Here is a 19,572-nt window from a genome sequence, read left to right as displayed (position 1 = left end):
TCCGCCTCTACACTCGGCAGCTGTCTGCGCCCTACAAGTGCATGGCTGGTAAAGGGGGTTGGCTATGGCCAGCGGTTCACGGCAGGCGGTCTGGGAGTTCTTCGGCACGGAGCTGAAGAGGCGCCGGGAAGATGCGGGAATCACGCAGGTGGAGCTGGGGGCGCGGGTGTTCGTCTCCGGTGCCTACATCGGACAGTTCGAGCAGGCAATTCGAAAACCTCAGCTGGATATCGCCCAGCGGATCGACGAAGTCCTGCAAACCGACGGTATTTTCGAGCGCCTGTGCAGGAAGTTGATTGACGACCGACGGTATGCGGAGTACTTCGCGGAGGTCGTGGAGCTGGAGCGGGTCGCCACGAAGATCTGCGAGTTCGCGCCCACCGCGGTGCCGGGTCTGTTGCAGACCAAGGCGTACGCGGAGGCGGTGACCATTGCGGCCAACCCGTTCGTGACGGACGAGTACGTAGAGGAGATCGTCACGGCCAGGATGGAGCGAGGGCGGATCCTCAAGGACGCTACAAGGCCGAGTACTGGGTGATCCTGCACGAGAACGCACTGCGCGTCCCGGTGGGCGGCCCGCAGGCCATGGCCGCCCAACTGGACCAGATCGCCGGGCTGATGCGCGAGCGGACGGTGTGGGTGACGGTGATGCCGTACGCGGCCGGAGCATACGGAACGGTGAACGGGCTGCTCCAGCTGATGGACTTCGAGGACGCGCCGCCGGTCGCCTATACAGAGACGTCGTTTTCGGGAATGTTGATGGATGATCCGGCTGTGGTGAAGCGGGCAGCGCGCGCATACGATCTGCTCAGGGGCGCCGCGCTGTCGCCGGAGGCGTCCCTCTCCCTGGTCGAGTCGGCGGCTGAGGATCACAGACGATGCACCAGTACGACCTGAGCAACGCCAGCTGGTTCAAGAGCACTTACAGCAACGGCGAGGGCGGCAGCTGCGTCGAGGTCGGCCACGACTTCCCCGGCGCCGCCTGGCGCAGGAGCACCTACAGCGGCGGCAGCGGCGGGGAGGACTGCGTCGAGGTCGCCGACGGAGTCCCCGGTGTCGTGCCCGTCCGGGACAGCAAGGTGGCCGACGGTGCCGTGCTCGTGATCGGGGCCGCCGCCTGGACGGAGTTCGTCCGCGCCGTGGGGCGCTAGTACCGCTGGGCCTTCGCGAGGACCGGCGTCAGCCTCGGCTCCGGTGGCTGGTGGCTGAACGCGATGGGCTGTTCCTTGCGCCCCGGCTTCAGGTGCTCCGCGCCGACGTACCGCGTCTCCACCACCTTGCCGGAGGCGTCCTTGAAGTCGATCTGCACGGCGTAGGACGCTTCCTCACGGGTCTTGTTGGTGATCGTGACCAGGACGGCGAGCACTCCGCCGGTCTGGGCTCTGGGCATCCCGGTCATGCCGACCTCGGAGAGCGCGTTGCCCCGGCCCTCGACGTTCTTCAGTTCCTTCTCCGCCGTCGCGCTTCTGCGGTGCGTCTCGGCATCCACCGAGGCCGCGAACTCGGAGGCGCGGGCCGAGGCGGACTGCGCCGCCGCGGAGGCTGCGGCCTGGGCGGAGCTGATCGCCGCGGACGCCGCGGACTCCAGCGCCGACGGCGGCTGCCCCGAGAAGGACGAGGCGTTCGGCGTACCGGGACCGCTGGCCGAGGCCGAGGTACGTCCATCCTGGCTGCTTCCGTCGGCGCAGCCGGCGAGGAGGAGGCCGCCGAGAGCGCCGACCAGGGCGATCCGGCGTCCGGCTCTTCGGGAACCGTCGATTCGGGTCACGGACATGGGGCCGTCCAAAGGGTCGATGATCCTGTTGCTCATCATCGTCAGGGCCAGGTCCGGCGCTCGCATGTCGGCGTCATTGGTGCGACCTGTGGCGGCTCGGCCATTCGTGTGTGCCGTCTTGACCGCCCCCGGGGGCCCTCCTATGGTCGCGCTACCGACCGGACGTAGGACGTAGGACGTCGTATCTCCCACCCCCTCCCCCCACCGACTTGCTGGAGGACCCGTGCGCGACGACGTGACCCCCGACGTACCGGCACCGCGCCGCCGGTCGTTCCTGAAGTACACCGGTGTGCTGGGCGCGGCCACCGCCCTCCCGGCCGCGCTGGCGGGCTGTTCCGCAGGCCCGGAGTCCACGAACGACACCGGGGACGGCGGCACCGGCAAGGACCGGACACTGACCGCCGTGATCGGCTACGGCAACGACGGCAGCTGGGACCCGACCCAGACCGCGTCGGCGTTCGCGATGGCCGCCAACAACCACGTCTACGAGGGCCTGCTGGACACCGACCCGATCACCCGGGCGGCGTATCCGGCGCTGGGCACCGAGGTGCCGAAGGACCCGAACGCCACCACCTGGCGGTTCACGCTCCGCTCCGGGGCCACCTTCCACGACGGCAAGCCCGTCACCGCCGACGACGTCGTGTTCGTCTTCGACAGGATCCTGGACCCGAAGACGCAGACCCTCGTCAAGGGCTTCTTCGTCTCCTGGCTCGAGTCCGTGCGGAAGGTCGACGCGCGGACCGTCGAGCTGAAGCTCAAGTTCCCGTTCCCGGAGGGGCTCTCCCGGCTCACCCTCGCCAAGATCATGCCGAAGCACGTGTTCTCGAAGCCCGGTGCCTGGGACGATGCGATCAAGGGGCTGGCCGTGGGCTCGGGGCCGTACCGCCAGGCCGCGCACCACCCGAAGTCGAACACCACCTTCGAGGCGTTCGCCGCCTACAACGGCCCGCGCAAGCCCGCCTTCCGCAGGATGAACTGGCTGACCATCGTGGACGCGGCGCCGCGCGTCGCGAAGATCTCCGGAACCGGTGCCGGCGCGCAGATCGCCGACAACATCCCCTACGCCAACATCCCCCGGCTGGAGCAGGGCGGCCTGGAGGTCGCCGGCGGCGCCGGGATGAACAACCTGTTCCTGATGTTCAACACCCGGCACAAGCCCTTCGACGACGTACGCGTGCGGCAGGCGCTGCACTACGCCATCGACAGCGAGAAGATGGTGCAGGTCGCACTCAAGGGCCACGGCAAGCCCGCGTCCTCGTTCCTCAACGAGGACAATCCGGGCTACCGCCGGGCCAGGACCGTGTACGACCACGACCCGGCGAAGGCGAAGGCACTGCTGAAGGCCGCCGGGGTGAAGAACCTGAAGGTCGAGATCCTCGCGGTCAACGTCAGCTGGATCGTCGACTGTCTGCCGACCGTCAAGGCCTCGTGGGACGCGATCGGCGTGCAGACCACCCTGGCGCCGCAGGAGACCACGGCCGTCTTCACCAAGATGGACCAGAAGCAGGACTACCAGGTGGTGGCGGCGGCCTCCAACCCCAACCAGTTCGGGCTCGACGCCGACCTGATCATGCACTACAACTACGGCCCGCAGAACCTGTGGATGCAGTACACCCGGTGGGCCGCAGACCCCGTCGCCAGGCAGCTCTTCAAGGACATGGACCGGGCGACCCGGGAACCGGATCCCGCGAAGAAGAAGGCGATGATCCAGGACTACATCGACGTCGTCGCGGAGCAGGCCGTGCTCTACCCGGTCGTCCACAACGAGCTGATGACCGCCTGGGACGCACGCAAGCTCAGCGGGATAAGGGCACAGCCGTACCCCGGTGTCAATCTCCTCCAGGCCAAGTGGATCTGACGGCATGACCGCCGTCGTACGGATCCTGCTCCGCCGCATCGCCCTGCTCGTGCCGCTGCTCCTCGGCATCGTGCTGTTCGTGTTCCTGGTGATGCGGTTCTCGGACGTCGACCCCGCCTCCGCGTTCTTCCAGGGCGCCAACCCGACCCCGCAGCAGCTGCACGACTTCCGGGAGCGCAACGGGCTGCTGGACCCCCTGCCGGTGCGCTACGTCCACTTCGTCGGCGACGTGCTCCACGGCGACCTCGGCACCAGCGCCCTGACCCGCGCGCCGGTGGTCGACCAGGTCACCACCGCCCTGCCGCTCACCCTCCAGCTGACCTTCCTCGGCCTCACCATCGCGGTCGTGCTGGCTCTGGCAGGCGGGGTCACGGCGGCCGTGTACCGGGACCGGCTGCCGGACCAGGCCATCCGGGTCGTCTCGCTGGTCGGGGTCGCCGCGCCCGGGTTCTGGCTGGCGCTGCTGATGATCCAGTACCTGGCCGTGGACCAGGGCTGGTTCCCGACCGGCGGCTACATCAACCCCGCCGACTCGGTCACCGGCTGGCTGAAGACCATGGCCCTGCCCGCCTTCGCCCTGTCCCTGCCGGTCGCCGCCCAGCTGACCCGGATCGTGCGGACCTCGGTGGTGGAGGAGCTGGACAAGGACTACGTCCGGACGGCGATCGGGAGCGGGCTGCCGCCGCGGGTGGTGGTCGGCCGGAACGTCCTGCGCAACGCCCTGGTCAATCCGCTGACCGTGCTGGGCCTGCGGGTCGGCTACCTGCTCGGCGGTGCGGTCGTCATCGAGACGATCTTCTCGCTGCCCGGCATGGGGAAGCTGATGATCGATGCCGTGCAGAACGGCGACCCGGCGGTCGTGCAGGGCGTCGTCCTCACCACCGCCACCGGGTTCGTCGTCGTCAACCTCGTCATCGACATCCTGTATCTGCTGGTCAACCCACGACTGAGGGCTGCCTGATGGTCACGCGCGCGAGCCTCACCGAGCGGCTCTCCCGGCCCGGCGTCCGGCTGCGCGGCCGGCGCCGGCTGCCGCTGCTGTCCAAGGTCGCCGTCTGCTTCCTGGCCCTGGTCGTCCTGGTCGCCGTACTCGCCCCCGTGCTGGCCCCGGACGATCCGCTCGACCAGCAGGACCCGGCCGGCGGCACGGGGGCGCCGTCCGCCGCGCACTGGATGGGGCAGGACAGCCTGGGCCGGGACATCCTCAGCCGGCTGATGTACGGCGCCCGGTGGTCGCTCGCGATCGGACTGGGCGCGACCGCGCTGGCGCTCGTCGTCGGGGCCGTCGTCGGGGCGCTCGCCGCCACCTCCCGCAAGGCCGTCGACGAGACCCTGATGCGCTGCCTGGACGTGGTGATGGCGTTCCCGGGCATCGCGCTCGCCGCCGTGCTGGTCGCCGTGTTCGGCGGCGGGATCGGCGTGCTGATCTGTGCGATCGCCTTCCTGTTCACGCCGCCGGTGGCCCGGGTCGTGCGGGCCAATGTGCTGGACCAGTACGGCGAGGACTACGTCACCGCGGAGCGGGTCATCGGCGCCCGCACCCCGCACATCGTGCTGCGGCACGTGGCCGTCAACTGTGCCGCCCCGGTGCTGGTGTTCTGCACGGTCCAGGTCGCCGAGGCCATCGTCTTCGAGGCCTCGCTGTCCTTCATCGGCGCGGGCGTCCGGCCTCCGGACCCCTCCTGGGGCAGTGTCATCGCCGACGGCAAGAACATGGTGCTGACCGGCGGCTGGTGGGCGACCGTCTTCCCCGGGCTGCTGATCCTGCTCACCGTGCTGTCGCTGAACATCCTCTCCGAGGGCGTCTCGGACGCGTGGGCCGCGCCCGCCCCGCGGGAGGTGCGGGCGCCGGCTGACCGGCTGGAGACCCCGGAGCCCGGCACCGGCAAGGTGCTGCCGCTGCCCGGTCTCGCCGAGGCCGCCCGGCGGCTGCGCTCCCGGGCCCGGCCGCTGCCCGACCGCGGCGGGCAGCCGGTGCTCGCCGTGGAGAACCTCGCCATCGGCTTCCCGGACCGGCACCGGGGCGTGGACATCGTGGACGGGGTCAGCTTCGAGGTGTATCCCGGCGAAGTCCTCGGTCTGGTGGGCGAGTCGGGCTGCGGCAAGTCACTGACCGCGCTCACCGTCATGGGCCTGCAGCCGAAGGACGCCCGGGTCCGCGGCCAGGTGCGGTTCCACCAGCGGGACCTGCTCGCCGAGCCCATGCGGGTGCGGCGCCGGCTGCTCGGCCACGAGATGGCCATGGTCTACCAGGACGCCCTGTCCTCCCTGAACCCGGCCATGACCATCCGCGCCCAGCTTAAGCAGCTCGTCCGGCGCGGTGGCCGCCGCAGCCCGCGGGAACTGCTGTCGCTGGTCGGGCTCGACCCGGAACGCACCCTGCGCAGCTATCCGCACGAACTGTCCGGCGGGCAGCGCCAGCGCGTGCTCATCGCCATGGCCCTGTCCCGCGACCCCAAGCTGATCGTCGCCGACGAACCGACCACCGCCCTGGACGTCACCGTGCAGGCCCAGGTCATGGAGCTGCTCCTCAGGCTGCGCGCGGAACTGGGCTTCGCGCTGGTCCTGGTCTCGCACGACCTGGCGCTGGTCGCCGACGTCACCGACCGGGTGGTGGTGATGTACGGCGGGCAGATCGTGGAGACCGGGGTGACCGCCGACCTGGTCGCGGCACCGGCCCACCACTACACGCGCGGGCTGCTCGGCAGCGTGCTCTCGCTGGAGTCGGCCGAGGAGCGGATGACGCAGATCAAGGGGGTCGTACCGTCCCCCGCCGACTTCCCGGCGGGCTGCCGGTTCGCGGACCGCTGCCCGCTCGCCACCGAGGTGTGCCACGCGACCGCGCCGGTCCTCACCGGCACCCCCGTGCACACGGCCGCCTGCCACCACCCGGCGGTGGAGCTGACGTCCGCGGAGAACTGGGAGGCCCTGCAGTGACCGCTGTCGTGGAGGTGCGCGGCGCCCACGTAGTCCACAAGGCGCGCAGCGGCGGCCTGTTCCGGCGCGACCGGGTGTACGCCCTGACCGGCGCCGACCTCTGCGTCGCGGCCGGCGAGACGGTCGGCGTGGTCGGCGAGTCGGGGTGCGGGAAGTCCACGCTGGCGAAGGTGCTGGTGGGCATCCAGCGGCCGGTCGCCGGGACGGTGGCGTTCGGGGGCCGGGACCTGTGGGCGATGCCGCCCGCCGAACGCCGGTCCGCGGTCGGCGCGGGCACCGGCATGATCTTCCAGGACCCGTCGACCGCCCTGAACCGCCGGCTGACCGTCCGCCGCATCCTGCGCGACCCCCTGGACGTCCACCAGCGCGGCAGCAGGCCGGAACGGGAGGAGCGGGTACGGGAGTTGATGGGCCTCGTCGGTCTCCCCCGGGCGCTGGCCGACGCCCTGCCCGGGCAGCTCTCCGGTGGCCAGCGGCAGCGCGTCGCCATCGCCCGCGCGCTCGCCCTGGACCCGGCGCTGGTCGTCGCCGACGAGCCGACCAGCGCCCTGGACGTATCGGTCCGCGCACAGATCCTCAACCTGCTGCTCGACCTGAAGGAACGCCTCGGCCTGGCCCTGGTGTTCGTCTCGCACGACATCCAGACCGTGCGGCGGATGAGCGACCGGGTGATCACCATGTACCTGGGCCGGATCGTGGAGGAGACCCCGGCCGGCCGGGTCACCGACGCCGCCCGGCACCCGTACACCCGTGCCCTGTTCTCGGCCACGCCCGGGCTGCTGGACCCCATCGACCCCATCCCGCTGAGCGGCCCGGTGCCCTCGGCGACCCGCCCGCCGAGCGGCTGCCCGTTCCGCACCCGCTGCTGGAAGGCCGACGAGACGTGCGCCCAGGTGATGCCGGGCTTCTCGGCCGCGTCGCAGCCGGGACACCGCTACCGGTGTCACCATCCTGTGGGGGAGGACCAGTCGACGCGAGACCTAGCCCGCCCGGAGCCCTAGATGACCTTCCCCGCCCCCCTCACCGGTGTCGTCCCGCCCGTGTGCACCCCCCTGACACCGGAGCGGGAGGTGGACGTGCCGTCACTGCTGCGCCTGGTGGACCATCTGGTCGAGGCGGGGGTGCACGGGCTGTTCCTGCTCGGCTCGACCTCGGAGGCCGCCTTCCTGACGGACGCGCAGCGCACCCAGGTGGTGCGGGCCGTGGCCGCGCACGTCGGCGGTCAGCTGCCCGTCCTCGCGGGCGCCATCGACATGACCACCCCTCGGGTCCTGGACCACGTCGCGGCGGTCACCGCGGCCGGCGCCGGGGCCGTCGTCGTCACCGCACCCTTCTACGCCCGCACCCACCCCTCGGAGATCGTCCACCACTACCGCCGGATCGCCGCCGCCAGCCCGGTCCCGGTGATCGCCTACGACATCCCGGTCGCCGTGCACACCAAACTCCCCGCCGAGCTGGTGCTGGGGCTCGCCGGGGACGGGGTGCTGGCCGGGATCAAGGACTCCAGCGGGGACCTGGCGGCCTTCCGGAGCCTCGTCACCGGCGCCCGTGCGCACCCCGGGTTCAGCGTGCTGACCGGCTCCGAGCTGATCACCGACGCGGCGCTGGCGCTGGGCGCCGACGGGGCCGTGCCCGGCCTGGCCAACGTCGACCCGCACGGCTACGTCCGCCTCTACCGGCAGTGCCGGGCCGGCGACCTGGAAGGCGCGCGGACCGAACAGGAGCGGCTGTGCACCCTGTTCGGGCTGACCGGTGTCGGGGACCCCGCGCGGATGGGCGGCAGCTCGGCGGCGCTGGGCGCGTTCAAGGCGGCGCTGCATCTGCGCGGGATCATCGACTGCCCGGTGACGGCCGAGCCGCAGGTACCGCTGTCCGGCGAGGAGGTCGAGAGGGTCGGCAAGTTCCTGGCCGGGGCCGGGCTGCTCGGACCCTGCGAGCAGCGGCGCTGAAGACGTCGCTTCGAGACGGGTCACCGCGTGTTCCCGCGTGCTCGTTCCGAGACGGGTCACCGCGTGTTCCCGCGTGCTCGTTCCGAGACGGCTCACCGTGTGTTCCCGCGTGACTCCCGCAGTTCCCGGTGGACCGCCCAGGCGTCGGCCACCGGGCCCATGTGACCGAGCTTGTCGGGGTTGACCACCATGCGGATCGCCTGGACCTGACCGTCGAGCACGTCGAGCGCCAGGGTGTGGAGCACCTTGCCGTCCCGGTCTCGGAAGACCGCGCCCGGCTGGCCGTTGACCTCGTGCCGCTCGAACGTCACCTCGGCCAGGGCCAGTCGCGGAAGGACGGCGGCGAGCAACCGGGCCACGTTCGCGGAGCCCATGACGGCCCGGGCCAGCTGCGGTGCCTTGCCGCCGCCGTCACCGACCATCGACACATCGGCGGCGAGCAGGTCCTGCAGCCCGGTGACATCACCTTCGCGGAGGGCGTCGAAGAACCGCGACGCCAGTTCCTCCCGCGCGGAGCGGTCCGCCTCGAAGCGGGGCCGGCCCGTGGTCATGTGCTGTCGTGCCCGGGCCGCCAGCTGGCGGCAGGCCGGCTCCGAGCGCCCCACCGCCGAGGCGATCTCGGGATAGCCGAAGTCGAACACCTCCCGCAGCACGAACACCGCCCGCTCCAGCGGGCTGAGCCGTTCGAGCAGCAGCAGGGCCGCCATCGACACCGAGTCGGCCAGCTCCGCGGCGCGCGCCGGATCCTCGTAGGGGTCGGCGAGCAGCGGCTCGGGGAACCAGGGCCCGACGTACTCCTCCCTGCGGACCCGGGCCGAGCGCAGCACGTCGATCGAGAGCCGGGTCACCGTGGCGGAGAGGAAGGCCTTGACGGATCTGGGTTCGGCCGGGGAGGCGTCGAAGCGCAGCCAGGTCTCCTGGACGGCGTCCTCGGCCTCGCTGACACTCCCCAGGATCCGGTAGGCGATCGAGAACAGCAGGGGCCTCAGCTCCTGGAACTCCTCGGTCCTGTTCATACGAGGTTCCCCCATGCGATGAATGCCGCAACGGCGAGATAGACCAGGTTCAGCAGCACGAACGCGGACTCGCCGCGCCGGCCGTGGGTGATCATCGCACCGATCATGAGCAGCACCCAGCACCCGGCGGTCACCGGCACCAGGACCGGCGCGATGCCGAGCGCGGCGGGCAGTACCAGGCCTGCCGCGGCCAGCAGTTCGAGGACACCGAGTGTCCTGACGAAGCCCGCTCCGGCGTCCCCCGTCCATGCCCCGCCGTGCGCGGCGGCCAGTCTCTCGATCGGCACGAACGTCTTGGCGATGCCGCCGAGCAGGGCCACTGCGGCCAGCAGTCCGGCGGCGATCCACAGTACGAGGGCCATCATCCGCTCCTTGATCGGGGTTCGTCTGCACCCCGTACGACGAGACGGCGGCCCCGCCTGTGACATCTAGGGCAGCGGCAGCCTGCGGAACTCCAGCGACTCGTAGGGACCCCGGGTGCCCGTCTCGTGGAGGACGCCGACCGTGTCGGGGCCGAGCTGGACCAGGTCGGAGTAGGCGGCCGGGCGGTCCCCGAGGGTGAGCACTCTGGTGAAGGTGCGGCCGGCGTCCGTGCTGGACCACAGGGCCAGGGCACGGCGGGAGGTGGGCACCGAGGGCCCGGAGAACAGCAACGGGGCGTCGGGGCCCCGGAGCTGGAGGACGCTGCCCTGGACCACCGGGACGTCGTTCAGGGCCGGCTGCACGGTGTAGGGGCGGTCGAGGGTGCGTCCGCCGTCGGAGGAGTAGGTGTCGAGGCGGTTGCCGGGGGCGGTGCCGTTCTGGTCGCGGGCGCTGAAGTAGACGCGGCCGTGGGGGAGTTGGGCGGCGCTTGTCTCGTTGGCGTTGGTCCTGCCGTCGTAGGTGGTGTCCACGAAGCCGAGGTGCCAGGTGCGGCCGATGTCGTCGCTGTACAGGACGTGGCCGCCGTAGTACCTGGCCTCCTGGCCGGTGTCGCGGGAGCCGGGGGGCGGGGCGGCGGAGTGGTTGGCGGGGATCAGCAGGCGGCCGGGGGTCCCCGCTGCGGGGGAGTGCGGGCCCTGTGTGAGGGCGACGGCGTGGCCCGGTCCGGTGGCGTACCACCGCCAGCCCGGCAGGCGCACCTCGGCCGTGATCTCCCGCGGCGGCGAGAAGTGCCGCCCGTCGTCCCAGCTGCGCTGCACGAACACCCGGCGGCCCTGCTCCGGGGTGACCTCGCCGCGCATGATCTGCCCCTCCGTCACGGCCCCGCTGTTGCCGCACGTCACGAGGACGACGGTGCCGGTGAGCGGTTCGATCACGGGTGCCGGGTTGCCCCGGGTGTTCCCCTGCCCGGCGGCCACCACGGTCATCCGGCCCCAGGTGCAGCCGCCGTCGGCGGAGCGGCGCAGGACGACGTCGATGTCACCGGTGTCGCCGGCGCCGTCGTGCCGGCCCTCGGCGAAGGCGAGGACCGTGCCGTGCCGGGTGCCGACCACGGCCGGGATCCGGTAGGTGGCGTAGCCGCCGCGGCCCGACTCGTACGGCACGGAGGAGGTACAGGCGCCGGTCGCCGCGTGCGCGGGCATCCGGACGGTGAGCGAGGTCAGGAGCGCCAGGCTGGTGAGGAGCGAGCGGCTGCGCGGGGTCACGCCCTGATACTCCCCGCTCCGGCCGGGGCGCTCTTACTCCGTCCGGGCGATCTCCCTCCCGGGCCGCCGAACACCCGTCCGTCCGCCCGCCTGTACGTCCACGCCCGCCCGCCACGTCCGTCCGCCCGCGTTCGTCCAGCCATCCGCGTTCGTCCAGCGATCCGCGTTCGTCCGCCGTCCACGTCCGCCCGCGTTCGTCCGCCGTCCACGTTCGTCCGCCGTCCGCGTTCGTCCGCCGTCCGCGTTCGTCCGCCGTCCGCGTTCGTCCAGCTGTCAGACCGTCCCCGGTGTCACCAGCCCCGACTCGTACGCCACGATGACCAGTTGCGCCCGGTCCCGTGCCCCCAGCTTCCCCATGATGCGGCTGACGTGGGTCTTCGCGGTCAGCGGGCTGAGGCCGAGCGCCTCGCCGACCTCGGTGTTGTTGAGGCCGCGGGCGACCAGTGCGAGCACCTCGCGCTCACGCTCCGACAGGCACTCGGGTCCGCCCGCCGCCGGCACCGACGGGGCCCGCAGGAAGCGCTCGATCAGCCGTGCCGTCGGCCCGGGCGACAGCAGGGACTCACCGGCCGCGACCGTGCGGATGGCGTCCAGGAGGTCGGCCGGCCGGGTGTCCTTGACCAGGAACCCGGAGGCGCCGGCGCGCAACGCCTCCACGATGTGCTCGTCGGTGTCGTAGGTGGTGAGGACGAGGACCCGCACCCCGGCGAGCGCTTCGTCGGCCGCGATGAGCCGGGTCGCCTCGATGCCGTCCAGCTCGGGCATGCGGATGTCCATCACCACCAGGTCGGGCCGTTCGGCGCGGGCCAGCTCCACGGCCTCGCGGCCGGTGCCCGCCTGCCCGACGACCTCCATGTCGCGCGCCGACTCGACGAGCATCGCGAACGCGGCCCGTACCAGCGTCTGGTCGTCGGCGAGCAGCACGCGGATGGTCATCGGGTCCCTTCCCGGGTCGTCAGCGGCAGTGCGGCACGCACCGCGAAGCCGCCCTCCGTGCGCGGCCCGGCGTCGAGTGTGCCACCCACGCTGCGGACCCTCTCCCGCATCCCCACCAGCCCGAATCCGGGGGTGCCGCCCGGGGTGGGCCCGGTGCCGTCGTCGGTCACCGACACATGCAGGGCGCCGTCGGCCTCGTACAGGTCGAGGCGCACGCCCGGTTCCGGTCCGGCGTGCCGTACCGCGTTGGTCAGCGCCTCCTGGACGATGCGGTAGGCGGCGGCGCCCACGGCGGGCGGGGCCTGCCCGACGCGCACGGTCTGCTCGACGCGGGCGCCCGCGAGGCGCGCGGCCTCCACGAGGTCGGGCAGGCCGTCGAGGCCGGGGAGGGGGCCGCGGGCGTCCCCGTGTTCGTCGGCACGCAGCACCTCCAGCGTCGTGCGCAGTTCCCCGCGCGCGGCGCGGCAGGTCTCGGCGATGTCGTCGAGCGCCTTGGCGACCGTCTCGCGGTCGAGCCGCTCGGGGTCGGCGGCCAGGACGTGCGCGGCGACCGAGGTCTGCACGCCGATGAGGGTGATGCTGTGGGCGAGCAGGTCGTGCAGGTCGCGGGCGACGCGCAGACGTTCCTCGGCGACCCGGCGGCGGGCCTCCTCCTCGCGGGTGCGCTCGGCGTGTTCGGCGCGTTCGACGATCCCGGCGACATAGCGCCGGTAGTAGCGGACGTCGACGCCGCCGCAGAGCACCGCGATCACCCAGCCGGAGATGCGCAGCAGTTCCACGGCCTGGCGGGTGTCGACCAGCAGCATCACGGAGATGGCCGCCGTGAGGACGGTGACGCCGGTCAGGATCGTGCGCAGGGGGCGGCCGGTGACGGCGACCGTGTAGAGGGCGGTGACGGCGACCGGGGCCGCTGCATGGTGGTTGTTGTCGAGGGCGTGGTACGGCAGCACGAGGGCCACGACCGCGGCGAGCACAAGCAGCGGACGGCGCCGCCGCCACCCGATCGGCACGTGGGCGGCGAGCAGCAGTGCCCAGCCGAGCGCGTCGGGGCGGCGGCCGGGGTCGGTCAGCAGCGCGAGGGCCACGGCCGCCGTCGCGAGGACGGCGGCCAGGATCGCGTCGTTACGGGTGCCGTGCGGGGCGGTCCGCGGGTCGCGGTTGATCGCGGCCATGATCCGCTCGGGTCTCCTGGTGTGCTGCACGGGGTTCATCCTCCAGCAGGCGCCCGGCGCTTCACACCGGCTCCGGCTGCCGCTCGGGCCGTACCGGCTGCGGCGTCCGCGACAGCCGCCCCGGCCACCACACCCTGCGCCCCAGCAGCACGCTCGCCGTCGTGACCAGATACGTCCGCACGAGGAAGGTGTCGAGGAGCACGCCGACCGCGATGACGAACCCGAGCTGGACGAGCCCGGCCAGCGGCAGTGTGGCGAGCACCGCGAACGTGGCCGCGAGGACGACCCCCGCCGACGCGATCACCCCGCCGGTGGTGCGCAGGGCGGTGAGCGCGGCCGTCGTCGGTTCGGCGCCGGCGAGGGATTCCTCGCGCATGCGGTGCATCAGGAAGATGCCGTAGTCGACGCCCAGCGCCACCAGGAACACGAAGGACAGCAGTCCGAGCCCCGAGTCGGTGCCGTCGAAGCCGAGCACGGGCCCGAAGACCAGCCCTCCGATGCCGAGCGCTGCGCCCCAGACGGCGACCACGGCGGCGAGCAGCAGCAACGGCGCGACGAGACTGCGCAGCAGCCCCACCAGGATCACGAACACCGCGGCGAGCACGAGCGGGACGACGATCTCCTGGTCCCGGGCCTGGCTGTCGGTCAGGTCGAGCTGCTGGGCACTGGGGCCGCCGACGTAGGCGCCGTGGCTGCCGTCGAGTCCGTCGCGCAGGGCCTCGATGGTGCGGGTCTCGCCCGCCGTCTCGGGGGCGGCGGTGGCGTAGACGGAGATCTCGGTCCAGCCGGACCCGCTGCGGCCGGCCTTCACCTGTGCCATGCCGGCAGTCGCCCGGGCCTCGGCGAGGACGGCGTCGGTCTGTGCGGTGGGGGCGATGACGGTGATGGGCTGGCTGCTGCGCTCGGGGTAGGCGCGGCCCAGGGTCTGGGTGGCGGTGATCGACTCGGGCTTGTCGGTGAAGGAGTCCTCCTGCCGGAGCGTGCCGGGCAGGGCGAGCGCGCCCAGGGCGAGCGCGCCGAGGAGCACGGCGCCGCCGGCCAGAACGGCGGCGGGCCGCCGGGTGGCGGAGCTGCCCATCGCGGCGAACAGCGACCGCCGGGCCTTGGGCTCGCTGCCCCAGGCCGGAACCAGCGGCCAGAACACCCGGCGCCCGAGCAGGACGAGCAGCGCCGGCAGCAGCGTGGTCATCGCGACGAGCGCCGCGAGCACGCCCACCGTGCCGACCGGGCCCATGCCGCTGCTGCTGTTGAGGTCGGCGGCGAGCAGGCAGAGCAGCCCGGCCGCCACGGTGCCGGAGGAGGCGAGGATCGCCGGCCCGCACCCGCGCAGCGCGGCCCGCATGGCGTCGTACGGCCGCTCGTGGCGCCGTAGCTCCTCCCGGTAGCGGGAGATGAGCAGCAGGGCGTAGTCGGTGCCCGCGCCGAGCACGAGGACCGTCATCACACCGCCGCTCTGGCCGGTGACGGTGACACCGAAGGCCTCGTGGAGGCCGTAGGCGGCGGCCATCGCCAGGCCCGCGGCGACCCCGGCGACGGCGAGCGGTACGAGCCACAGGAAGGGGCTGCGGTAGATCAGCACGAGCAGGACGGTGACCACGCCGAGGGTGGTGTACAGCAGGGTGCCGTCGATGGTGCCGAACACCTTGCCCATGTCGGCGCTGAGCGCCCCGGACCCGCCGACCTGGACGCTCAGCCCCGCCCCGCCGTCCGCGATGTCCCGGACCCCGTCGACGAAGGCGTCCCGCTTGTCGTCGTCCTGGCCGGGCAGGGTGCTGGAGACGGGGTACATGAGCGTGCTGCCGTCCCGGGACGGCACGGCGGCGGGGCTGCCCGTCAGCCGGTACGTCCGCCGGATCTCGGCGACCTGCCCGGCGGCCTTCGCGCGGTCGGCGGCGGTCAGCCCGCCGTCGCGGTGGTACACGAGGACCAGGTCGGTGGCCTGCCCGCCCGGCAACTCGTCCTGGATGCGGGCGACTCGGGTGGAGTCGGCGCTGTCGGGCAGGTAGTCCACCGACCGGTTCTGCTGGACGTCGCCGAACTTCCCGGCGAACGGCCCGACGAGCACGAGCGCGGCCACCCACAGCCCGAACACCACCCAGGGCACGGCCCGCCTGCGCCGTGCGTCTGTCCTCGCGGCCCCCATGAACGTGTCTCCCTACGGTCGGTCGTCCGGTTCGGTTCCAGACTTCCGTGGCGCGGGGGCCGGTTCGTCGGGCTCGGGGGCGAGCCGGGGGCTACTGCCGGGGGTGACTCGCCCGCGGTGTTACTCCCGCGGGAGTATCAGGACGGAGTACGTGCCGCCGCCAGCAGGCGGGTCACGTCGTCGGAGCAGATCGTGAGGGCCGCGCCCACCGTCCGCAGGGCGTCGCGTTCGGCGGGGGTGTAGGGGCCGTCGGCGAGGGCGATGCGGGCGGCCTGCAGGAGCAGGGACTCTCGGCCGGCCGGGGCGAGGTGCGGGGCGAGCGGGTCCAGGGCCTCGTGCAGCTCTATGGTCAGGCTCGCGCCGCCCGGCTGCTCGAAGAACCGGCCGGTGTCCGCTGCGAGCGCCTCGACCAGGGCGGCCAGCTGGTCCTCCGTGCAGTCGGCGAAGCCGGCCGCGCGGACCGCGGTGGCGGCGGTCTCCAGGGCCGTACGGGAGCCGGTGCCGCCCGCGGCGAGCACGGCGAGGGCGACGGTGTGCACCGCGTCGCGGAGGATCGCGGAGAAGCGGCGGGTGGTGGGGTGGTCGAGGATTTCGGTGCCGTAGTGGCGGCGGCAGGCGGCGCACTCCACGACCGGTCCGGTGGCGCCGCGCGACAGCAGGGGCACGCCGAGCAGGGTGAGCCGGCGGCGGCCGGTGAGCCGCTGGTAGTTGCGGTCTCCGCCGCAGCCGGGGCAGAAGAACTCGCCGTCCCCGACGGGTGTCCATGCGGTGCGGATGCCCAGGATGCGCGCAGCCCTGGCGGCACGGTCGTCTCGTCCCCGTACTGGCAGCACGTCGCACCTCCGTAACCGCACGGCAACATCGCCGCGCTGGCGTGATGTTAGCCACATCCCGGAGGCTGAGTCAGTACCTCGTAAGAGACCTTTCCGTGACCTGAGGGGCACGATGGCCGATAAGCGACGGTGCCCTGACCGCCGGGTACAGCGGTCAGGGCACCGAAAGGGCCGGTCAGGCAGGGTCAGCGGGCGGCGCGGTTCACCGCGGAGACGACCGCCTTCAGCGATGCACGCGTCGTGTTCGCATCGATGCCGATACCCCACAGAACCTTGTCGTCGATCGCGCATTCGATGTAGGACGCGGCCTGTGCGGAGGCGCCCTCGCTCATCGTGTGCTCCTGGTAGTCCAGCAGGCGTACGTCGATGCCGATGGACTGCAGGGCGTCGAAGAAGGCCGAGATCGGACCGTTGCCGGAGCCGGTCAGGACGGTGTCCTCGCCGTCGACGGTGGCCTCGACGGTCAGGGTGTCGATGCCGTCGGTGTCCGTGGTCGACTGGCCGGTCCTGACCTGGATGCGGCCCCACGGGTTCCGGGGGTTCGGCAGGTACTCGTCCTGGAAGACCGCCCAGATGTCCTTCGGCGTGATCTCGCCGCCCTCGGCGTCGGTCTTCGCCTGGATGATCTTCGAGAACTCGATCTGCATCCGGCGCGGCAGGTCCAGCTTGTGGTCGTTCTTCAGGACGTAGGAGACACCGCCCTTGCCGGACTGCGAGTTGACGCGGATGACGGCCTCGTAGGAGCGGCCGACGTCCTTCGGGTCGATCGGCAGGTACGGCACCGCCCACTCGATGTCGTCGACCGTGACGCCCTTGGCCTTCGCGTCGGCCTCCATGGCGTCGAAGCCCTTCTTGATGGCGTCCTGGTGGGAGCCGGAGAAGGACGTGTAGACCAGGTCGCCCACGTACGGGTGGCGCGGGTGGACCTCCATCTGGTTGCAGTACTCCCAGGTACGACGGATCTCGTCGATGTCGGAGAAGTCGATCTGCGGGTCGACGCCCTGCGAGAACAGGTTCATGCCCAGGGTGACCAGGTCGACGTTGCCGGTGCGCTCGCCCTGCCCGAACAGGCAGCCCTCGATGCGGTCGGCGCCGGCCATCAGGGCCAGCTCGGCGGCTGCGACGGCCGTGCCGCGGTCGTTGTGCGGGTGGACGGACAGGCAGACGTGCTCACGGCGGGAGAGGTTGCGGTGCATCCACTCGAAGCGGTCGGCGTGCGTCGACGGCGTCGAACGCTCCACGGTGGCCGGCAGGTTGAGGATGATCTCGCGGCCCGGGCCGGGCTGCCAGACGTCCATGACCGCCTCGCAGACCTCCAGCGCGAAGTCCAGCTCGGTGTCGGTGAAGATCTCGGGGCTGTACTGGTAGCCGAACTCCGTCTCGGGGCCCAGCAGCTTCTCGGCGTACTCCATCACCAGGCGGGTGCCGTCGACGGCGATCTGCTTGATGTCGTCCTTGGAGCCGCGGAAGACGACCCGGCGGAAGACCGGGGCGGTGGCGTTGTAGAGGTGGACGTTGGCCCGCTTGGCGCCCTTCAGGGACTCCACGGTCCGCTCGATCAGGTCCTCACGGGCCTGGGTCAGCACGGAGATCGTGACGTCGTCCGGGATCGCGCCCTCTTCCTCGATGATCGAGCGCACGAAGTCGAAGTCGGTCTGGCCGGAGGCGGGGAAGCCGACCTCGATCTCCTTGTAGCCCAGGGCGACCAGCTGGTCGAACATCCGGCGCTTGCGCTCGGGCGACATCGGGTCGATCAGGGCCTGGTTGCCGTCGCGCAGGTCGGTGGAGAGCCAGCGGGGGGCGACGGTGATGCGCTGGTCGGGCCAGGTGCGGTCGGGGATGTCGACCTGCTCGTAACGGCCGTACTTGTGGATCGGCATGGGGCTGGGCTGCTGGCGGTTGGCCATGACGCGTAAGGCTCCTCAGGATGTCCGGAAGGACGGCCGACGACGCAACGCCGAGCTCCGCGGGGAGGGAGTCGGCCTCGTCTACAGGCCCTCGCCGCGGCAGCTAAGAAGAAGCAGCCAGAAACGCATGATGTTCCGCAGCCTAGCCGAGCCGTTCCGGGTGCGCGGGCCTGTCCCAGTATGCGGGACCAGGGGATGAATAGGGACAAAAAGTGCGCCGCACCACATCCCTCTAGCACAGAGTCACGGAGCGTCGCGTTCCGTGTCCCGGTATTTCACCAATCATGGTGGCAGCTAGTGACACGTGCGTCACACAGTGCGAAGGTGCCGGGCATGACGACCAACGGGGGCTCCCAGCCCGTCTTCTGCATGATCGTGCCGCCGCACGTCCTCGACAAGCTCGCCCGCGACGAGGACCCCGCGCTCTCCGGTCCGGCCCGCCGGTCCCTGGAGCACGACGCCTACCAGCGCACCAAGCGCCGCCTGACCACGGTGATCGGTGCGCCCGCCGTCGCCCCGCCGGCCGGCGCCGCCGCCGACCGGCCGCACCGCACCATCTACGACGCCGGGCACACCCAGGACCTGCCCGGCACCAAGGTCCGCGAGGAGGGCTCCGAGGCCGGCTCAGACGCCACCGTCAACCGCGCCTACGCCGGTCTCGGCGCCACCTTCGAGCTGTACCTGAAGGCGTACGGCCGGCACTCCATCGACGACGGCGGGCTGCCGCTGGACGCCACCGTGCACTTCGGCGAGGGCTACGACAACGCCTTCTGGAACGGCGAGCAGATGGTGTTCGGGGACGGCGACAACGAGATCTTCCTGGACTTCACCATCCCGGTCGACGTCATCGGCCACGAACTCACCCACGGCGTCACCCAGCACACCGCCAACCTGACCTACTTCGGCCAGCCCGGCGCGCTCAACGAGTCCCTCTCCGACGTCTTCGGCTCGCTGATCAAGCAGTACACGCTGGGCCAGACCGCCGCCGAGGCCGACTGGCTGATCGGCGCCGGCCTCCTCGCCCCGCGCGTCACCGGCACCGCCCTGCGCTCGATGAAGGCCCCGGGCACGGCGTACGACGACGACGTCCTCGGCAAGGACCCGCAGCCGGCGACCATGGACGACTACGTCCGCACCGGCCGCGACAACGGCGGCGTGCACATCAACTCCGGCATCCCCAACCACGCCTTCTACCTGGCCGCGACCGCCCTCGGCGGCTACGCCTGGGAGAAGGCCGGCCAGATCTGGTACGACGTGCTGACCGGCGGCGACCTGAAGGAGAAGGCTCTGTTCGCCGACTTCGCCACACTGACGGTGAAGGCGGCCCGTGAGCGGTACGGCGCCGGGGACGAACTCCAGGCCGTGCAGAAGGCGTGGGAACAGGTCGGGGTGCGGACGCTGTAGTTCCGTACTACACAG

The 19,572-nt window shown here is 71.8% G+C and carries 16 protein-coding genes and 1 pseudogene; 8 read left to right on the top strand and 9 right to left on the bottom strand.

The genetic code is table 11. The features are described from left to right. Positions 1-64: 64 nt before the first annotated feature. Positions 65-897 (top strand): annotated as a pseudogene (locus tag ACZ4SF_RS02920) (helix-turn-helix domain-containing protein). Beyond that, positions 879-1,151 carry a DUF397 domain-containing protein gene (locus ACZ4SF_RS02915; protein WP_468377350.1) on the top strand — a complete coding sequence of 91 codons (273 nt, stop codon included), beginning with the start codon at positions 879-881 and terminating at the stop codon, positions 1,149-1,151. The pseudogene ACZ4SF_RS02920 and the gene ACZ4SF_RS02915 overlap by 19 nt, the downstream one beginning before the upstream one ends. On the opposite strand, the gene ACZ4SF_RS02910 is transcribed toward ACZ4SF_RS02915, so the two are convergent. Next, positions 1,148-1,774 (bottom strand): hypothetical protein, encoded by a 627-nt coding sequence (locus ACZ4SF_RS02910; RefSeq protein ID WP_468378283.1) that lies wholly within the window; start codon positions 1,772-1,774, stop codon positions 1,148-1,150. The two genes, ACZ4SF_RS02915 and ACZ4SF_RS02910, sit on opposite strands and share 4 nt — an antisense overlap. A 223-nt stretch (positions 1,775-1,997) precedes the next feature. Between ACZ4SF_RS02910 and ACZ4SF_RS02905 the strand changes: the two genes are divergently transcribed. Genes ACZ4SF_RS02905 through ACZ4SF_RS02885 form a run of 5 tightly spaced genes read left to right on the top strand, consistent with a single transcriptional unit; the run spans position 1,998 to position 8,518 of the window. Further along, positions 1,998-3,632: an ABC transporter substrate-binding protein gene (locus tag ACZ4SF_RS02905; protein WP_468377347.1), complete on the top strand. Its 1,635-nt coding sequence runs from the start codon at positions 1,998-2,000 to the stop codon at positions 3,630-3,632. 4 nt (positions 3,633-3,636) lie between these two features. Next, positions 3,637-4,593, top strand: a complete 957-nt coding sequence (locus ACZ4SF_RS02900; protein WP_468377344.1) for an ABC transporter permease — start codon at positions 3,637-3,639, stop codon at positions 4,591-4,593. After that, positions 4,593-6,569 (top strand): dipeptide/oligopeptide/nickel ABC transporter permease/ATP-binding protein, encoded by a 1,977-nt coding sequence (locus ACZ4SF_RS02895; RefSeq protein ID WP_468377341.1) that lies wholly within the window; start codon positions 4,593-4,595, stop codon positions 6,567-6,569. The genes ACZ4SF_RS02900 and ACZ4SF_RS02895 overlap by 1 nt, the downstream gene beginning before the upstream one ends. Then, entirely contained in the window at positions 6,566-7,570 is a 1,005-nt protein-coding gene (locus ACZ4SF_RS02890) for an oligopeptide/dipeptide ABC transporter ATP-binding protein (protein WP_468377338.1), read from the top strand. The genes ACZ4SF_RS02895 and ACZ4SF_RS02890 overlap by 4 nt, the downstream gene beginning before the upstream one ends. Further along, complete coding sequence (locus ACZ4SF_RS02885; RefSeq protein WP_468377335.1) at positions 7,571-8,518, top strand: dihydrodipicolinate synthase family protein; 948 nt, start codon at positions 7,571-7,573, stop codon at positions 8,516-8,518. Between the two features lie 92 nt (positions 8,519-8,610). On the opposite strand, the gene ACZ4SF_RS02880 is transcribed toward ACZ4SF_RS02885, so the two are convergent. From ACZ4SF_RS02880 to leuA, 8 genes are all read right to left on the bottom strand, one after another. Next, positions 8,611-9,534, bottom strand: coding sequence for an RNA polymerase sigma-70 factor (locus tag ACZ4SF_RS02880; protein ID WP_468377332.1), 924 nt, complete (start codon positions 9,532-9,534; stop codon positions 8,611-8,613). Then, positions 9,531-9,896, bottom strand: a complete 366-nt coding sequence (locus ACZ4SF_RS02875; protein WP_468377329.1) for a DoxX family protein — start codon at positions 9,894-9,896, stop codon at positions 9,531-9,533. The genes ACZ4SF_RS02880 and ACZ4SF_RS02875 overlap by 4 nt, the downstream gene beginning before the upstream one ends. 66 nt (positions 9,897-9,962) lie before the next feature. Beyond that, the gene (locus tag ACZ4SF_RS02870; RefSeq protein ID WP_468377326.1) at positions 9,963-11,162 is read right to left on the bottom strand and encodes a sialidase family protein; all 1,200 of its coding nucleotides are present in this window, start codon (positions 11,160-11,162) and stop codon (positions 9,963-9,965) included. A 273-nt stretch (positions 11,163-11,435) separates the two neighbouring features. Further along, positions 11,436-12,098 carry a response regulator transcription factor gene (locus tag ACZ4SF_RS02865; RefSeq protein ID WP_468377323.1) on the bottom strand — a complete coding sequence of 221 codons (663 nt, stop codon included), beginning with the start codon at positions 12,096-12,098 and terminating at the stop codon, positions 11,436-11,438. Then, complete coding sequence (locus ACZ4SF_RS02860; protein ID WP_468377320.1) at positions 12,095-13,309, bottom strand: sensor histidine kinase; 1,215 nt, start codon at positions 13,307-13,309, stop codon at positions 12,095-12,097. Before ACZ4SF_RS02860 ends, ACZ4SF_RS02865 begins: the two co-directional genes overlap by 4 nt. A gap of 22 nt (positions 13,310-13,331) precedes the next feature. Further along, positions 13,332-15,413, bottom strand: coding sequence for an MMPL family transporter (locus tag ACZ4SF_RS02855; RefSeq protein ID WP_468377317.1), 2,082 nt, complete (start codon positions 15,411-15,413; stop codon positions 13,332-13,334). A 137-nt stretch (positions 15,414-15,550) separates the two neighbouring features. Continuing rightward, positions 15,551-16,246, bottom strand: coding sequence for a TerB family tellurite resistance protein (locus ACZ4SF_RS02850; RefSeq protein WP_468377314.1), 696 nt, complete (start codon positions 16,244-16,246; stop codon positions 15,551-15,553). Positions 16,247-16,431: 185 nt separating this feature from the next. Then, on the bottom strand, positions 16,432-18,153 hold the full coding sequence (gene leuA / locus ACZ4SF_RS02845) for a 2-isopropylmalate synthase (RefSeq protein ID WP_468377311.1): 1,722 nt from the start codon (positions 18,151-18,153) through the stop codon (positions 16,432-16,434). Positions 18,154-18,486: 333 nt separating this feature from the next. On the opposite strand from leuA, the gene ACZ4SF_RS02840 reads away from it, so the two are divergent. Beyond that, a complete protein-coding gene (locus tag ACZ4SF_RS02840; RefSeq protein ID WP_468377308.1) occupies positions 18,487-19,557 on the top strand; it encodes a M4 family metallopeptidase in 1,071 nt (356 codons plus the stop codon). The last annotated feature ends 15 nt before the right edge of the window (positions 19,558-19,572 follow it).

The sequence above is a fragment of the Streptomyces sp. NPDC027663 genome (assembly GCF_055566415.1).
This window is presented reverse-complemented; position numbering and strand designations above follow the sequence as displayed.

Coding starts and splice junctions, on each gene's coding strand:
- ACZ4SF_RS02855 (WP_468377317.1), bottom strand. CDS start 15,413: ATGGGGGCCGCGAGGACAGACGCACGGCGCAGGCGGGCCGTGCCCTGG.
- ACZ4SF_RS02900 (WP_468377344.1), top strand. CDS start 3,637: ATGACCGCCGTCGTACGGATCCTGCTCCGCCGCATCGCCCTGCTCGTG.
- ACZ4SF_RS02875 (WP_468377329.1), bottom strand. CDS start 9,896: ATGGCCCTCGTACTGTGGATCGCCGCCGGACTGCTGGCCGCAGTGGCC.
- ACZ4SF_RS02840 (WP_468377308.1), top strand. CDS start 18,487: ATGACGACCAACGGGGGCTCCCAGCCCGTCTTCTGCATGATCGTGCCG.
- ACZ4SF_RS02915 (WP_468377350.1), top strand. CDS start 879: ATGCACCAGTACGACCTGAGCAACGCCAGCTGGTTCAAGAGCACTTAC.
- leuA (WP_468377311.1), bottom strand. CDS start 18,153: ATGGCCAACCGCCAGCAGCCCAGCCCCATGCCGATCCACAAGTACGGC.
- ACZ4SF_RS02865 (WP_468377323.1), bottom strand. CDS start 12,098: ATGACCATCCGCGTGCTGCTCGCCGACGACCAGACGCTGGTACGGGCC.
- ACZ4SF_RS02880 (WP_468377332.1), bottom strand. CDS start 9,534: ATGAACAGGACCGAGGAGTTCCAGGAGCTGAGGCCCCTGCTGTTCTCG.
- ACZ4SF_RS02885 (WP_468377335.1), top strand. CDS start 7,571: ATGACCTTCCCCGCCCCCCTCACCGGTGTCGTCCCGCCCGTGTGCACC.
- ACZ4SF_RS02860 (WP_468377320.1), bottom strand. CDS start 13,309: ATGAACCCCGTGCAGCACACCAGGAGACCCGAGCGGATCATGGCCGCG.
- ACZ4SF_RS02910 (WP_468378283.1), bottom strand. CDS start 1,774: ATGTCCGTGACCCGAATCGACGGTTCCCGAAGAGCCGGACGCCGGATC.
- ACZ4SF_RS02895 (WP_468377341.1), top strand. CDS start 4,593: ATGGTCACGCGCGCGAGCCTCACCGAGCGGCTCTCCCGGCCCGGCGTC.